Source organism: Paenibacillus sp. FSL W8-0194 (genome assembly GCF_037969745.1).
Classification (GTDB): domain Bacteria; phylum Bacillota; class Bacilli; order Paenibacillales; family Paenibacillaceae; genus Paenibacillus_AQ; species Paenibacillus_AQ cookii.
On the sequence record NZ_CP150205.1, the window covers coordinates 4,383,712 to 4,400,718 of the forward strand.

The window sequence follows — 17,007 nt, forward strand, 5'->3', positions numbered from 1 at the left end:
AATTGGGCTTTTAACTTTGAAATTTCTCTAACTTTATAAAACGGGGTAGTTGGCCGGCATATGACTTACGCCGGCGCGGATCGAGATGTCTTCACAGATGGAGTCATCGACGACGTCTATCGCTTTTCCAGCGGAGCAGCTCGCCTGATTAACAAACTATGCACTATATATTTCGCCCTTGGTTACAGCGCTTGGTTTTTCTTGTTTTCCGCTCAAGAGCCTAGATTTGCAAAATGCTCAGATAATAATTTTAATCTTTTTTGATTTAATTCATAAATCATCTGACAACAATCAGAAACTGTATTATCATGAGTAACAATAACGAGTGTCATACCTTTTTTATGTAACATATTAAAAATGTTTAATATAGATCTCTCGGTGTCTTCGTCCAATGAACCTGTAGGTTCATCGGCAAGAAGTATTGATGGATTTTTAACAATTGCCCGTGCGATCGCCACACGCTGACGCTCGCCACCTGACAAATTTATAATTTGTCTCTTTAATATGCGTTCAATCTCTAAGTCACTAGCTACTTCTTCTACCATGCTTTTAGTTTCCTTGTTTGAAATTTTTAGATAACGTAACGGAAGAGCAATATTTTCATAAACATTCCTGTCATCAAGTAAATGGAAGTTTTGAGTGATGAAGCCAATATTTTTTTTTCGATATTCTGCCTTTTCATTTTCAGTCATTCCTTTAATGCTATTACCTTCGAATATCATATCCCCTTCTTCAAAGTCTATTAAGCCTCCTAAAATGTTAAGTATTGTGGATTTACCAGAACCACTTTTCCCTCTAATCGCAATCGAACTGCCTTTTTTTATTTTGAAATCTACACGATCCAAAATTTTTGTGCATTCTATTCCATTTTTAAATTGTTTGGTTATTTGTTTAAGTTCAAGAAGCATATAATTATATTCTCCCTTCAAGATCATCATTTAGCGAGCTTATAATTGACTTTCGTAATAGCTGAAATGCTGGCAAAAAACAAGCAGTCATACTCATCAGTACACTCAGAATAAAAAGATAAAATTGAGTGCCAAAATCCCCAATCATAAACACTTTGTTTAAGAGAATATAGTTTGTAATATAAGCCAAGAAGACCAATACAGCAATTTCAACCCATTGTATGAGAACTAATTGAAATCGAGTTGAACCGTTCATAAAATAAACAGCTAAAGTCGACATTCTTTTCCTTTGTAACAAAAATAATATTGCATTTATCAAAATGATATTAAAGATCAAAAACGAAATGAATAATGATTTTACTAAATTGCGGTCTTCTGAAATAATGGTCATGAGTCCCCTGTATTGATTAAAATAAGGATTCAACCCAATAAAAGAGTATTTACCGAACGCTGAATTTTGTGCTATTGCCTCAATTCTTTGCATTACCATTTGATTCTCTAAATTATCATTATTGGTAACAACATATCCATTAATCATCGCGAAATAGCAAGCTTCTTGAAATTTTCTGTCAATTGATGTTGTAGATTTGAAATCCCACTCAATGTAAGGCAAGAGTACATATTTATCAAGATAAAATTCAGTATTATTTTGAAAAAAGACCTTACTATTGGATTCTAGAAAACCGATTATTTTAATTTTAACTAATTTATTGTAATAATTTATTTGTGCAACATCACCGACTTTATAATAATTACGATATTCACTGCCTAAGAGAACTGGTATTTCGCTTTGTTGATTTTTAAAATCACCTTCATTCCACAAGTGTCCCTCTGATGTCTTCAAATTAAAAAAATTCTGCGCTTGATAGTTTAGTTGAAAAGCTTTAACTGCTGTATAGGGCTGATTATTTATTATGATTTGATCTTTATTACGTCCCTGTTCGTATCCGTGATAAACATCAGAAGGTATTTTGGTATCTTCCATCATTATCGCTTGATTAAACATAGCTAAGTATTGGAATTCACTAGCAGTATTAAGCCCGTTATAAAAGCTTTTTAAACGAGTTAAGTAACCCTCCTCACTAACAAACTTCTGATAATCTTCTGGATCATAGTAACCATCAATTAATTGATAAATAGCCTTACCTTCATAAATTTGTTGGAGATCCTTACCTTCAAAATCAATCTCTTTTATCAGTGTCATAAAAGTGCCGAAAGAAACCAAAAATAGAGTTATTTGTATATATAAAATTACAACCAGTATTAAATGCTTCCTAAAGTAAAATTTTAAATTATTTAATATCACTATTAGCTACCTCACTTTTGTGTCTTAAACTATCATTACGGATAAAGATATAAATAGATATCCAAGATGCAAATAGAAAGATGCAGGCATTTGTAATAGTTTGCGACAGCGGCACGGAATTAATTATATAAAATAAACCATATGAAATAAAATTAGATAATAGAATAAGTAGACTTGCTTTAATTACTAAATTTCTATGAATAATCTTCTTCGATATACCTAATAAAAATAACACCTTTATCTCAACTTGTTTTTTTTCAAACCAGTAACGCAAGAAGGAGAATACCCCGACAAAAACAATAAGATATACTTCAACCCACAATAAATAATAATAGTAAGATAAATTCCCTGTCCTATATAAACCTCTCTGCGTATTTTCGATTTGAGTAATAGATGGATTTAAATTTAGAATCTGCTTGCTTATTCTTTTAACCGCCGATTTACTATTACCGTCTAAAATAAGTCTTCCATCTGTTGGAACTTGCGGATTGGGGTTATGAAGTATGGCTAGATAATCACTTGAACTCGCATAATGTTGTCCGATTATACCCGTTACATAATATTTATCTCCTTGAAATAATATATAATTTTTTCCATTTTCTTTTTTTAAATAATTAGTCATTTCTTTGCCAATAACAGCTTTTAATTCTTGATCAGTTTCAGAAAAAAAACTTCCTGACAACATTGGTGGCTTCCATTCTCCATGGTTTTGTATTAAAAAACGAAATGAATTATTAACTTCAAAAAAAAGCCTATATTCTGATTTCCCTAAAATCTCGGACGGTACCCATTTATTGTTATTTACAAACACAGCATGATTTTTTGTGTAAAGATCATTGGATAATTCGGAATATAACCTTTGCTTATCAGAGAAAATCTGAAACGAAAAGCATAAGGAATATAAACAAACAAATATCAAAATAAATGCTATTTCTTTTCTTTTAACTGAAAGCATATGCCGCTCCTTTTTCTATAAAATAAAAGTTAAAGGTTATTTTACCTGAATTTCAGGTAAAATAACCTTCTTATCATGAATTATTGTGGCCTTAGAATTTCAAAAATTATTATTAAGTCCCCCAGTATGTTCTCGCTTCTGTATTTTCAAATAAACTTTTTGGAAGATACCATGGAGATTGTGCACTTGTTTGATTATAGCCATATTGTCTTCCGCTAGTTGTCTTCACTGTACCATTGGAGAGTTCCATTTGTGCTGTTGTATAATGGTACACTCCCTGCCATTTAGTCTCTCCATACGCTGCGTATTCATTGTCTCCCCCAGGCATTACGTGAGTCAACCTTTTTCCTGTATGAGAATCTGGGGTTGTACCTGCAAAAACACCTATCGAATCTGTTTTTACAGAATCTGACGAATTCACATAATAACCCATTGACTCACTCCAACCACCAGAAATTTGTTGATCTTGCTGATCACTTGCAAAAGTTGGAATAGCAACAACAAGACTAAGCATTGAAGCAGCTACAGTAACTTTGAAACTTTTATTCATCATAATAAAAGTCCCTCCAATATAATACTTTTAGGTACACAATATGAAGACGCACATCCTGTTAACCACCAGACTACACGAAAAGGAGGACAAAACTTATTCCTCAAAAATTCGTGTCTTGACAATTGGGAACATTGCATTACCTCCATTTCCCAAAAAATATAGGAGTCACCTAATTTTATTCCTATTTACACCAATAATAGTAACATATTCCATCTATAATTCCATATAGGTAGAATATACTAGTTTTATAATGTTTTTTTATGTCGAAAAATAATGTAATTCGACAATGATTTACAAGGGGATCCCTAATTATTGCTTTTTCATGATGTAAAGATCTATTTCGTAGATCCCTTACTCTGCTTGGCAACAAAGTTTCAACGAAAACGGTAACGGACTTCTTTGGGAATTCTTCCTCAAAGGTATGATTTTGCAGAAGTTACGATGAAGAACTACTTCATGCCGTTCATCCTTTCAACAACCGTCCTCATAATTGTTTAGGATCACGAATCTTTCATGGCTGAGTTGTCGCTCTTAGCTTGATAATCCGTCTAATATATAAACAACTATTCTATAAGGATGGTTAGTGTAATTACTAAAAAAACTTACGATTTTGTACATGGACCTTGTCATTTATGTGCATGGAGTAAACATTCATCATAAAGCATGCCGTTGCGCTGCTGCCATTTTCTTTTCCTTGTCTCGAAAAGCATGCTTTTTGAGACTATGATATAAAGCTTGTATTCCCGTTCCAAAATCCCCTAAAATGACTTTAGAAACGTCCCAAAAACGAACCGTTATTTTTTGATACTAGAAGGATAAGACAATGAAGCTTGCTTATGCTCGGGTCTCTGCGAAAGATCAAAATCCGGAAAGACAGCTCGTGAAGTTCCGGGAGCTTGGAGTAGAGGAACGTTACATATTTGTTGACAAAATGAGTGGCAAGGATTTTGAGCGTCCCAAATATCAAGCTATGCGAATGCTGATTCGTAAGGGAGATTTAGTGTATATGGATGCGCTAGACCGGCTTGGACGCGACTATGACGGAATCATCCGTGAATGGAAGTACATAACCCGGGAAGTCGATGCGGATGTCGTATGTTTGGATAACGAAGCCTTATTTGATAGCCGAAAGTTCAAAACAATGGGTGACACTGGAAAGCTGCTTGAGGATCAATTTTTAAGCATGTTGGCATACGTAGCTGAGCAAGAGCGCAAAAAGAACCGGCAGCGGCAGGCGGAGGGGATCGAGGTTGCGCGGGCAGGTGGTGTAACATTTGGCCGTCCACGGCATCACATTAACGAAACTTTTATTAGAGCCTATGACGCATGGAAAGCAGGTCAGCTCACAGCAACAGCCGCTATGCAACTAGCCGGACTAACGAAGTCCACCTTTTACCGCCGTGTCCAGGAGTATGAGGCTAACCGCTAATTTAATATTCGGTTTTTAAAGCAATTTAGACCCTTGGTTAGTTCCAGCAGCTTGCTTATTTTTGTATGAAAGCCGAACGTTAATTTTATGGCCAACATTTTTTGAGCCTATTTCCCGAATATTGAGAGCAAAAACCTTTTTCGGTGGAGGGTGAAAAAAATGGAAGCGGATGCTGCTCGGCAACAAAGTGCGCTGAAGCCTCTTTAAAGCTCTTTAAACGATAGACGTTTGCCGTACATCAGATCTTTTAAACAGCTCCAGGAACATGGCTTCGGCGTTTTCTTAAGCGAAAAAAGCTGAAACCAATTCGCTTCCATGACCTACGACATACTTCTGCAACTTTACTTATTAATCAAGGTGTCCATGCTAAAACAATTTCAAGCAGACTAGGGCACGCAGACATTAGATCGACAATGAATGTTTATGGACATGTACTTCAATCCGCAGATCAACTTGCTGCAAATACATTTAATTCAATCCTATTCTCAGTGGCAGAAAACGTCTCAAATATTGATTCCTAACACTCTCATCCTTTAAGTGAATCGAATCGCGTTGTATAAAAAGAGCGCCTACTAATGGCGCTCAGAGTGTCGAGAAAGTCCAACGGACTTTTCGACACTCTAATTTTTATATGGGGAAACCATATCTTTTAAAATAAAAATCGATTTAAACCGCTCTGAGAACCCTACTTCAGTGACCGGTGAGGCAATTTTAAACCCCCTGTAAAAAAACATGGGGGTTTCTCGACAGCCTGAGCGCCTACTAATGGCGCTTTTTATCATCTGTAGCAAAATCATAACAGTTCATTGGAAATTTCGTCCCCACCTTTAACTTCATCAGAGCATAACATTTTGTAGTAAAACAAAAAAACCCTTGATTCCCAAGGGTTTTCTTTTATGGAGCCTAGGGGGATCGAACCCCTGACCTCATCGCTGCCAGTGTGGAGATGTACTGTCCTCTTGTTTTCCATGATGCCCGGAAGCCTACTCCCATAAGGCTTTTCGGGCATCGCTCTGTTTTGGTGTATCCCTCTGTTTCCGGCTGTTTTCGGGGGTTATGTGACCACAACTGTGACCACGGTAACAATTCACAGTATCTGTTGATTTCGGAAACTAAACGAAGAAGATGAGACTAGATCAGACACTCTTTAGCACACAATTATTCCACATCTTCGACGTCGTTTAAAGTCCACGACACTTTTTCTTGTCCAGCGGAGCTTCGGGTAATAATTTTTAATAACTCCGCACGACAACTTTTATCAAGATATCCTGCAGATTTTGAAACTTTATCTTTAACTATCCTGCCTACAATTTTGTTTCCATCAACTGTACAAAGCTCAAAGGAATTTGTCCTTACGTTAATTCCAGTTAATCTTCCTTGAAGGATAATCTCTTCCTCTCTCGAAGTTAATCTCTCATTAAGAATGGTGAAAATCTTATCCGCCTTATCTGGGTCAAAAGATACTTTTACTTCCTCATTTTGAGCTTGTGTTGTAGTCCAATTAATTTCTACTGGAACATTTAAATCACGTATACTCTTAGTCCAGTCCGTATAATATTTTAGGGTTCTCGTTCCCAATGATGAGATTGCATCAAGTAATGGTTCTTCATCATCGGAAGCATTGAATAGACTATAGAGTTCTGAAATAATCTGATGTTGAGGCACTTCATCCATGGACATTTGGTTTTCATGCTTCAAGTCAATAACTGCAATAAACGATCCTGCTTTAACAGTCTTAAGCACCCACGAGTTGCGTTCAATAATATCTTGTGGAATTGGACCACGGTTACTTGGCTGGTTGAATAATGTATTCGCAACACTGTCAGTAAGTGCTTGTAAACCACCAAGTACTGTTGTAAGTGTCCTTACTGGAATTTGTCCAGAAGGAAGATCTCTTGTTTCTAATCTAACCTCTAGTTCCTCTGAATGGCTTCGTACCTCTTCATTAATTTGACTTTTCAGATCAGTAAGTCTCTGCTGTAGTGAAGCAATCTCCAAGTTTGAGATATAATCTGGTAACCCTATAGCTTTATGATTCGCTTTGCAAACTTCAATAATTTCTTCTGTCTCTTTAATACGATTTGTTAGCTCATCGAAGGCGTTCATGGTTTTACACCTCCTGCCGTTATTGATATCAGCTCTTGCTGTTCTATCTGTACCATTCCCTTTGGTTCCCGGGATCTGTCAAAGCCGAACTGTCCCATCCAATAGGTCTGCATTATTGTATGATTCTGTTGTGGAAAAGCTTGCAGTTGTTGCGGGCTCCAATGCTCAAATGAAAAACAAAGATAAGCATCACAATCATAACCTCTGGAAACACGATTAATTAAATCTCCAAGTATAGCAGCTTGTTGCTGATCCTGAATATCCTCGGGATAGTAGAACAACACAAGATCAATATCATTAGGATCAATTTTTTGGGTAAGATAACTTCCATCTAGCCACACATAACGTGGAGGAAGGACTTGAAGTAATTGATCAAGCCACTGTCTGAAATTATTATAAATTGCTGTCCGACGTGTTGAAGTTGAAAAGTCATGTACAAATTGTTGTTCGAACTCATCTATTTTATAGGTGTGAATCCCAGGTGTCAGATTGCCATTCGGCGAGAATTGTTGTATCATAACCTGTTCTCCTCATTTTTCCCATTTCCACTTTATTCTATCCCCTAATTATAACCTAGTGCTTAATACTGTCAACGCTCTTTAAAAATTGTCAAGATAAAAACTTCTCCTGTTGTCCAACTAATAAAAAACCGAGGATCAGAAAAGATTAATCCCCGGCCCAATATAATATTGTTACCCCTTCACAATCTCCATCAACTTCTCGTAGTTGTTTACAACATCATACTTCAACTGATCTGAATTGAGCTTGGCAAAATGCCTCCGTGCACATTCAATCTTCGCCTTCTCTACTTCACGCAGCTCCATGGAGTCCAAAGAACCTTTCGTCTCAGCAATAAAGTAGATGTGCTTGATATCGCCTTCTTTGAATACAATCGCCCAGTCCGGGTTGTAGTCACCGACCGGGGTCGGGATGTAGAATCCGCGTGGAAGCTTAGCGTAAATGTTTACTTCCTTGCTCGTATCCAGCTCTTTCGCGAAAGCCCGCTCGATCTTCGAATCCGTCACCACATAGTCATAAATGTGCTTCTCAACAGCTATCGCGTTTTGCCCAAGCTGACCCTTCAGCGTGTTCTTCGTGAACACATCGGTATCGAACGTATCATTGATCACATCATACGTAATGGATTCAATGATCGTCGTCGCCTTCTGCTCGTTGATCAGTCTGGACGCCCGAAGTATAAACTCCTCGGGATTCTTCTGGAACAGCATGAACTTCGCTTGTTTGATGCCTTTCAAGATAGCCACAATCGTTTTTCTGGTGAGCTTTGTTTCATCCATCAGCTTGCCGATCAAGTCGTATTTGATCTTCGACGCCGCAGCTTGATGAACATAATCCGCGTCCGTCTCTCGAATTACGAACGCTTCTCCCTGCTTCAATTGTTCACGAGATTCGATCTCATTCATTTCACCATGCTTGATGGAATAACGAATAGAAGGCACTTCCAAGTTCATATCAATCGCCATGATGCTTTTCCGCACCAATTCTTCCGAATCGAACTGAACCGTGTAAACCGATTTCTTATTGATTCGGCTCCACAACTCCTTGAATTCTTTCTTATGGAAGTTGCTGTTCACCGTGATATTCGGAACTGTATTCTTCCGATCATCGTTCGTCATATCCGACTTGCCTTCAACATAGATCGATTTAACCAGTTCAATAAGCTGCTCTTGATGTGCATTCAGCTCGTCAGGTAGTTTGATGGTTTGTTCTTCTACAGCAGCAAAATAAGCATCCGTCAGATTGTAGTCATCATCGGTATAGCCGTTACGAATAAACGCATTCTGCAGCTTGGTTGCGAGTCTCTCATCAATCTTCAATTGTTCGCCGCGGGCATTCACAAGTACTTTTTCCAAGAAGAAGCTATTGTCTGCCTTTCGTGGGCGATCCGACAATGTCGCGGCAATCTCGCTCTGAAGCTGCTTGGCAAATTGCTCATAAGATTCACTGGCGACAACGGTCAATGCATTAATCTCGTGAACGTCAATACCCGGAATACTCGAATCGATCCGTTCGCCATACTTGTTCACGCAGAGGCGTAAACCTCGTCCAACTTCCTGCCGCTTCTTGATCGTAGAATCACTGTGCTTGAGCGTGCAGATCTGGAATACGTTCGGGTTATCCCAGCCTTCCTTCAACGCCGAGTGGGAGAAAATAAACCTTGTCGGTTCCTCAAAGCTGAGAAGTTGCTCCTTCTGTCGCATAATCAGGTCATATGCGTCTGCATCATCGGAGTCCGTTTCTCTGGCAGACACTTTGGAGTCAACGAACCGATTGCTCTTTTTGTCGATGGAGAAGTACCCTTTATGCGTATCCTTCACTTGAATGTTATTCAAATATTGAACATATGGGTCATCTGCGAACAATGACAGTTGTTCGTTCAGGAGTTCCATGTACTCTTCTTCAAAAATATCCGCATAATCGCCGTTCAGTTCGTTGCCGTCTTTATCGTATTTTCGATACTTGGCAACTTCGTCGATAAAGAAGAGCGAGAGAACTTTAATCCCTTTATGAAACAGTACCCGCTCCTTCTCGAAATGAGATTTCAGCGTCTCCCGAATCTGGATTCGCCGGAAATGAAGCTCGCTGACATCACCTTGCACGTCTCCGGCGAACAGCGTGACTCCATTAATAAAGCTGATGCTGTTATTCTGACCGTTGATCTCGGATACCTTGTAACCTTTATACTGCTCCAAATTCTCGGACAATTGATAGAGGTCATCGCCTGTGACGATCTTCTTGGATACTTTGGTTAATCCGGTTTTGGTTCGTTTTTCATACTCAAGTCTAGCAACGGGAGCATGCTTGTCGCTGACATCAATGCCTTCGAGGTAGACGTAGCTGTTCGTTCCGCTTGATCCTTTGACCGAGATGCCTTTCACACTAATTTTCTTGACCAGTTTCATGTTGTAGGCATCCAGAGCATCGAGGCGATAGACTTTGTTGTAGTCTTCCCGATGAGTTGCCGAATATCGCAGCGTAAACAACGCTTTGAAATCCTTCAAAGCCTCTTTCGTCTTCTTCCCCTCAACGGATTGTGGCTCATCGATGATGAGTATAGGATTTGTGCTGGCGATTACATCAATTGGTCGTCGAGATTGAAAGTCATCCAGCTCCATTGTAATTCTTCTTGCATCCTTACCTCTCGCATTAAACGCTTGAGCGTTAATAATCATAACGTTAATGCCAGCGTCACTTGCGAACCTATCAATATGAGGCAAGTCCTTGGAATTATAAACGAAGTAACGTGCCTTCGATCCATACTCCGCCATGAAGTGGTCTTCGGTAATCTGAAATGTCTTCAGTACACCTTCACGAATCGCGATCGAAGGAACAACGATAATGAATTTGCTCCAACCGTACTTTTTGTACAACTCGAACATCGTCCGAATATACGTATAGGTTTTACCCGTACCAGTTTCCATTTCAACCGTCAGATTGTACTTACCCTCAAGCCGCTCCGATAGTTTCAATCCATTCTGACGTTGTATCGCTTGAATATTGCCCAGGACTTCCTGATCGACTAGCTTGATAGGATTGTTCTTGAACCCATATTCCGAATCGTTGCCGCTTGTTTGCTGAAAGAGATCACCGATTTCCACACTCTTCTGACGACGACCTTTATCAAGCGTAAAGCGAGAGGATTCGTTGGGCTGTCCTTGAAATACGTCAACAATGCTCTTTACTGCATCCAATTGGAACTGCTGGTGTTTGAATTTAATCTTCATCGCTGCTCACCTTCCTTACAGCACTTGAATTTCAGTGCTTGGTGAGAGTAGCTTGAACAATTCTTCAACATTGATGCGAGCAGAATCATCCCGGAAGGAGCTGTCACGGAATACAACGCGAAGAGGTTGATCCTCTGCAATCTTCTTAATAACCGTCTCGGACACCTCTTCATCAAAGCTAGCGATTAAAGAGTTGCCTGCAACGTAATGGATGGTCTTCCCTTCTATTTCTCTGGATTCCATAGGCAATGAAAGCTCTAGTCCACACTCCAGCATCACTTGAATCAGCAAGTCTTCCCCAGTACGGTCTTCTTTGATGTTCGACGCCATATCATCTAGATTCATCTGGCCAAGCTTGTCCGGCGTGTAATACACATCTTTCATGTTACTGGAGTCAACTCGGTATACACGGAAACCGTAATCGATGTCTGCTCCTGTTTCTTCTTTGATCTTATTCGCTGCACGACGGATACGTTCTTTTCCGATTTCGCATATATTCTTGAAACCGGATTTGTACGCCGCTGATGTTTCATCTGTTTTCTCTGGAAGCTGTATCAATATATACTTTCGATTTCCACCATCTTCAGAATTCAGTTTCATTACCGAATGAGCCGTTGTTGCGGAACCGGAGAAGAAATCAAGAATCAGATCTTCCGTATTAGTTGTCTGTTCCAATAATGTCATAACTAAATCGGTTGGTTTAGGGAAATCAAATACGGACTCAGGAAATAGTTCTGACAATTCCCTTGTGCCGTGGACAGTATAGATGTCTGTTGAGATAAGACTACTGAATCCTGTATACTGACTACTCATTTCATTTAGAAAAAGTTTATGGCGTGGACGGCCCTCTGGACTTGAAGGAAACAATATTCTTCCTTCGTTTATTTTCTTCGTCATGGTCTCTCTGTCATATCTCCACCCCTTAGGTGGGCATGAATATGAAATACCTGTTTTAGGATCAATTAGATCGTAGTGTAAGTTTGGCCGCTTATCTATTGTAGCTAGTCCAGTTAAGTCTGCACTTCTCCAAGGACCTCTAGGGTCATTATCTGGATTAGAAAACTTGTCCAAATCCTTCAAACTACCTCTGAGAGTCGACAAATTACTTCTGCCATAACAGATAATATATTCATGATCTATTGAGGCTCCTGTCTTTGTCCTATTATCAACCATCTGTCTGCTCTTCCATATAAATTGACAAATAAAGTTTTCATTCCCGAAAATATCATCCAGTACCTCTCTCATATTCTTAGCTTCATTGTCATCAATAGAGATTAAGATAATGCCATCCTCAGTTAATAAATTTCTTGCTATTTTCAGTCTCGAATAAATAAATGTCAGCCAATCGCTATGAAATCGTCCATTTGATTCCGTATTTTGAAAAAAGCGAACGCCTTCATCATCAACTTGCCCTGAGTTCTCAAGATACTCATCTAAGGGCTCTTTGAAATTATCTTTATATATAAAGTCTTTACCCGTATTATATGGAGGATCAATATAAATACATTTTACCTTGTTTAAATAAGATTCCTGAAGCAATTTCAATACTTCAAGATTATCCCCTTCAATATATATGTTCTGAGTATTTTCCCAGTCAACACTGTCCTTTGGAAGTGGTCGTAAAGTCTTATCGATAGGGGTATTCGCATTAATAATTGATTCCTTCTTCCCCGGCCACGTCAATTGATACCGTTCTCTTTCCCCTTCAACAAGGTAGTCAGATAGCTCCTGTCTCAACAAATCAAAATCAACCGCACGTTTGATCTTTCCTTGTTCATCTCTTGCTTCTGTAATTACGTTAGGAAACAATTCTGCAAGCTTGTCGATATTGACCTGAGTCAGATCGACTGATTTCATCGTCAGTTTGTTCATGAAAGATTGACCTCCAGTTACTTAATTGAGAAGTTGATTCAATTCTTTACGTTTACGTTGCAGTTCCATATTCAATTCGACCTTGCGATTGAACTGCTTTTCGCCGCGAATCTTGGACTCCAGCCGTTGGCATTCAAGCCTCAGTTTATCTATGCTTGCTTGCCGCTCTAGAACGGCTGCAAGCTCCATTTCCGGCTTCGAGTTAATCGGCAACAGTTGTCGGATGATGTTCTCGTATACGGCCTTTAAATCAAGTCCTTGAATGATGTTCAGCTTCAATTCTTCTACAGGCTGCCATTCCGATTCGTGATAGGAACGTACAACGGAGCGGTTATCATCGGTCTGATTCCGCTCCTTGTAGGCGATTGCGAGCTTTGCCTGATCTTCATATATAATGACGTGCAGTATGGGGTAAGGAATCGCCTTGTCGATGCTCCGCAACAAATCAAGTGAGTAGGTTCGCTCTTTCAAGTGAACCTCAAACACCTGAATTTCCTCAATGTCATCTTTCGGTTCGAGACGAATCGTCTCTTTGGATAGTTTGTGCTTCCAGATGATCGACTCGACTTGCTCGGTAAACAGTTCCTTTAGATGTTGATTGGCGTGAAGCTTCTCATAGAACTTATTTTTCGGTATTTTGCGATTCACAAGTGTGCTTGATGGTAGCTTGAACATCATGCATCCACCTGCCGAATAACGACAAAGGTAATGAGTTCAAAGTCTTCAAGCCCTTTGACCGAATCAATTAAAGCCGTTGTGCCGCCCGAACTGAACAAGCTATCCAGATCGCCTTCTTCTTTAACCTGTACAATAGAGCGGATCGCTTCCTCAAGCAGCATGGAATAGGCATCCATCTTCCTGCCGTCTTTTGTCGCTTGATTGAAGCTGCGACATGCCTCCAAGACAGGTTCAGATTGTCCTCTGCACAGGGCTCGCAGAGCATCGAGTGTCTTCTTGACATCCATATGATTGGTGACGACTTCACCATCGTCACTCAAGTAGACCAGGTAGAAAGGATGCAATCGATTCTGCTTGTCCGGGTTCAATTCTTCATTCACATTGCGAAGAACGAAAATGACGCCGGGCTGTACTCCTTTATCTTCATCAGCAGATACAACGGCATGCAGTCCGCTTGGAACGGTATCGAGTTCGCCATTCTCTTTAACATAGTTCACCAAATCCATGCGGAAATCATTAAGACCTAAATCCGTTATGGATACACCCGTATTCATGTCGTCCAGATCGACGACTTCCTTCTGCAAGCGATTAAGCTGCTGCTTCCGGTATTCCAGATCGCTGGACTGATTGAACAGGACGTTGTCGTCGCCGGTTGCCGTCATATCCATGATGACCATGCGGTTCTCGACCCGTTCTTTCAACTGAATGTACTCGTCCAGCGTCATGTTGGGCCAGAAATTCACGAGTTGAATGGATTTGTTTTGCGAGCCGATCCGATCCACTCGTCCAAACCGCTGGATGATTCGTACCGGATTCCAGTGAATATCATAATTGATGAGAAAGTCGCAATCCTGCAAGTTTTGCCCCTCGGAGATGCAATCGGACGCAATGAGCAGATCGATTTCGCCATCGACATCAGGCATGGTCAGCTTCTTCTCCTTGGATCGCGGGGAGAAGCAGGTGAGTAATGTACTGATGTCATTCCGAAGTCCGGCGGTATTCTTGTTCTCATCGCTGCCGACAATTTTGGCGGTATCGATGTTGTATTTAGACTTCATGTACGCAGATAGATGGTTGTACAAATACGCCGCGGTATCCGTGAATGCACTAAAGATGATCACTTTACGATTGCCTGGATTGATAGGCTGTCTGATTTTATCATCGATGACATGTTTCAAAGCATTCAGCTTCTCGTCATGTTCGGGCGATACTTTCTGCATCTCTTCATGAAGAGCAGATAGAATGTGGTGATCGCTCATCAAATCTTCTTTCCATCGAAGCACATCCATATCGGATAGATTGATCTTGATGGTATCCCCGATGGTAAAATCATCATCCAACCAATCGTCATCATCGAGACTGGTATCTTCAATCTCGGTGTATCCAACCGCATCTGATTTTCCGCTTCGCTGATAAGCCTCAATTCTCTCCAATGTCTGACCGAGCTTGGATATCATCTTGGATAGCGTCAACCGGAAAGATTCCACGGAACTCTCTAACCGTTTGAGTAAATTGATCCGCATCAGGAGCTGCAAGCTGCCTTCCCGGTCCAATTGCTTGAAGCTCCCACTGCCGCCTTTTACACTCGTATCGTACATTTCTTCATACAGTCGCAAGCGACTCGGTTGAATGTACTTGAACGGAGCATAAATACCGAGGTTGATTCTGGACAACTCCATAAAAATATCATTATAGCCGATGACATCCGTTCTGTCTGTCAGATTGCAGAACTTGGATAAAGGCGGCAATCGCTTAGGAAATTCGCCGATCTCCTCCGCCTTGTAATACTTCTGAATGTGCTTACGGGAGCGAGCGATGGTCAGACTGTCTAGCAGTTCGAAGAAATCAAAGTCAAGCATACCTAGCAGCGTCTCCGTCGTCCGTTCAGCGGCATCCAGCTTAGACCACTGATTGAAGGCAGACTGGGCCCGTTTAAAGATGTCGTTGATGCCCCGCTCCGTTCCCAGCTTGTTGTTGATCTCTTCTGGATTTCCTTCATAAGCCAGTGCAAGCTGATTGCGAAGATCCATGAATTTGTTATTCACTGGAGTTGCCGACAACATCAGTACTTTCGTCTTAACACCGCTCTTGAGCACTTTCCGCATCAGCTTCTGATATCGGGTCTCTTTGTCCTTCTTCGCTTCGTTATTGCGGAAGTTATGCGATTCGTCGATGACAAGCAGGTCATAGTTGCCCCAGTTCAATCTGTCGAGCGGAATGTCATTGGACTTGCCTCTCTCACGAGAAATGTCGGTATGGTAGAGCACATCGTATCGCAGACGGTCGGCGTACAAGATGTTGTTGGTCACGTTCTGTTTGTATGTGAGCCAGTTATCGCCAAGCTTCTTCGGACATAGCAACAAGACAGACTTGTTGCGAAGTTCATAATACTTGATAATGCCAAGAGCAGTAAATGTTTTCCCGAGGCCGACGCTGTCTGCAAGGATACAGCCATTGTATTTCTCAAGCTTGTTAATGGCACCGAGCACCGCATCTTTCTGAAAGTGATAGAGCCGCTTCCAGATTTCCGTTTCCTTGAAGCCAGTTGCTTCGTTCGGCAATATGTCTTCCGTAATGTCCGACAAGAACTCATTGAAGATATTGTACAGAATAACGTAGTAAATGAACTCCGGCGAGTTCTCTTTATAAACGGATGAAATATGCTCGGCCACCTGATTTGTCACATCTTCGAGTTTGCTCTTGTCATTCCAGACTTGATTGAACAAATCGAAATACATTTTGGTAAACGGAACCTCATTGAATTTGTTCACCATCTTGGATAGAGCATTGCCTTTCTCATATCCAAGATCGACCGTCGTAAAGCCATCGACTGGCATGTATGTGATTGCATCGTCAGATGTCTGCAAATTCAACATCCCTTGCATTGCACCTGAAGTGCGATTCGACTTGAATGTGACTTTCTTACGAATCCAGTCGCTGCATTCTTTTGCAATCGCTTTGAGGTTCATTTCATTTTTTAGCCGGATTTCAAACTCTGAACCATACAGGTTCTTCTCCCGGGTCAACTTCGGAATGTAAAACTCTCGCTTCTCTTTCTTAATGCTATCCGCGATAAAGGTAGGTGAAGTGAATATAAAACGCACTTCTTCCACCTGATTCAGCTCTTTCATTAATGCTTCATAGGCGTAAATCGAAAAGCAGGATGCTGCAATCGATAGCCGCGAACCTTTTCGGATCGATTGTTTAAGGTCATCGCCGAGTAGACGGTCGATGTTATTGATAATGTCCATTGCTCACCTCTTGTTTACCGGGAAGTCAAACAACATTCTTTATTCGGCATTCATTGCCAGAATTCCTGTTGGACTAGTTCTTACTACCCATTTCTCCTAATGTATTTATCGGTAGGAGATCAGTTGTACTAAAGGGCCTCCAGATTATATATAGGCCGATCATTAATAATGTAACGTGAATTGGGTGTTGAATCGGCGTTTTA

11 protein-coding genes and 1 pseudogene are annotated in these 17,007 nt (G+C 40.4%); 2 read left to right on the top strand and 10 right to left on the bottom strand.

Features of this window, described 5'->3' with window-relative positions; all coding sequences use genetic code 11:
* Positions 1-212 precede the first annotated feature (212 nt).
* From MKY58_RS19920 to MKY58_RS19935, 4 genes are all read right to left on the bottom strand, one after another.
* Positions 213-908, bottom strand: a complete 696-nt coding sequence (locus tag MKY58_RS19920; protein ID WP_339321777.1) for an ABC transporter ATP-binding protein — start codon at positions 906-908, stop codon at positions 213-215.
* A 4-nt stretch (positions 909-912) separates the two neighbouring features.
* Positions 913-2,214 (bottom strand): hypothetical protein, encoded by a 1,302-nt coding sequence (locus tag MKY58_RS19925; RefSeq protein ID WP_339321778.1) that lies wholly within the window; start codon positions 2,212-2,214, stop codon positions 913-915.
* Positions 2,201-3,169 carry a hypothetical protein gene (locus MKY58_RS19930; protein WP_339321779.1) on the bottom strand — a complete coding sequence of 323 codons (969 nt, stop codon included), beginning with the start codon at positions 3,167-3,169 and terminating at the stop codon, positions 2,201-2,203. The genes MKY58_RS19925 and MKY58_RS19930 overlap by 14 nt, the downstream gene beginning before the upstream one ends.
* 112 nt (positions 3,170-3,281) lie before the next feature.
* Positions 3,282-3,722 carry a hypothetical protein gene (locus MKY58_RS19935; RefSeq protein WP_339321780.1) on the bottom strand — a complete coding sequence of 147 codons (441 nt, stop codon included), beginning with the start codon at positions 3,720-3,722 and terminating at the stop codon, positions 3,282-3,284.
* Between the two features lie 823 nt (positions 3,723-4,545).
* Here MKY58_RS19935 and MKY58_RS19940 point away from each other — a divergent pair.
* Positions 4,546-5,151: a recombinase family protein gene (locus tag MKY58_RS19940; protein ID WP_339321781.1), complete on the top strand. Its 606-nt coding sequence runs from the start codon at positions 4,546-4,548 to the stop codon at positions 5,149-5,151.
* Between the two features lie 275 nt (positions 5,152-5,426).
* Positions 5,427-5,672 (top strand): annotated as a pseudogene (locus MKY58_RS19945) (tyrosine-type recombinase/integrase); the annotation flags it as partial.
* 637 nt (positions 5,673-6,309) lie between these two features.
* Here the strand turns inward: MKY58_RS19945 and MKY58_RS19950 are convergent.
* From MKY58_RS19950 to MKY58_RS19975, 6 genes are all read right to left on the bottom strand, one after another.
* The gene (locus MKY58_RS19950) at positions 6,310-7,257 is read right to left on the bottom strand and encodes a hypothetical protein (RefSeq protein WP_339321782.1); all 948 of its coding nucleotides are present in this window, start codon (positions 7,255-7,257) and stop codon (positions 6,310-6,312) included.
* On the bottom strand, positions 7,254-7,775 hold the full coding sequence (locus tag MKY58_RS19955) for a hypothetical protein (protein WP_339321783.1): 522 nt from the start codon (positions 7,773-7,775) through the stop codon (positions 7,254-7,256). The genes MKY58_RS19950 and MKY58_RS19955 overlap by 4 nt, the downstream gene beginning before the upstream one ends.
* 174 nt (positions 7,776-7,949) lie before the next feature.
* Positions 7,950-11,003 carry a DEAD/DEAH box helicase family protein gene (locus MKY58_RS19960; protein ID WP_339321784.1) on the bottom strand — a complete coding sequence of 1,018 codons (3,054 nt, stop codon included), beginning with the start codon at positions 11,001-11,003 and terminating at the stop codon, positions 7,950-7,952.
* 15 nt (positions 11,004-11,018) lie between these two features.
* A complete protein-coding gene (locus MKY58_RS19965) occupies positions 11,019-12,875 on the bottom strand; it encodes a site-specific DNA-methyltransferase (protein WP_339321785.1) in 1,857 nt (618 codons plus the stop codon).
* Positions 12,876-12,896: 21 nt separating this feature from the next.
* Positions 12,897-13,553: a DUF4391 domain-containing protein gene (locus tag MKY58_RS19970; protein ID WP_339321786.1), complete on the bottom strand. Its 657-nt coding sequence runs from the start codon at positions 13,551-13,553 to the stop codon at positions 12,897-12,899.
* Positions 13,550-16,804 carry a helicase-related protein gene (locus tag MKY58_RS19975; protein WP_339321787.1) on the bottom strand — a complete coding sequence of 1,085 codons (3,255 nt, stop codon included), beginning with the start codon at positions 16,802-16,804 and terminating at the stop codon, positions 13,550-13,552. Before MKY58_RS19975 ends, MKY58_RS19970 begins: the two co-directional genes overlap by 4 nt.
* Positions 16,805-17,007: the final 203 nt, after the last annotated feature.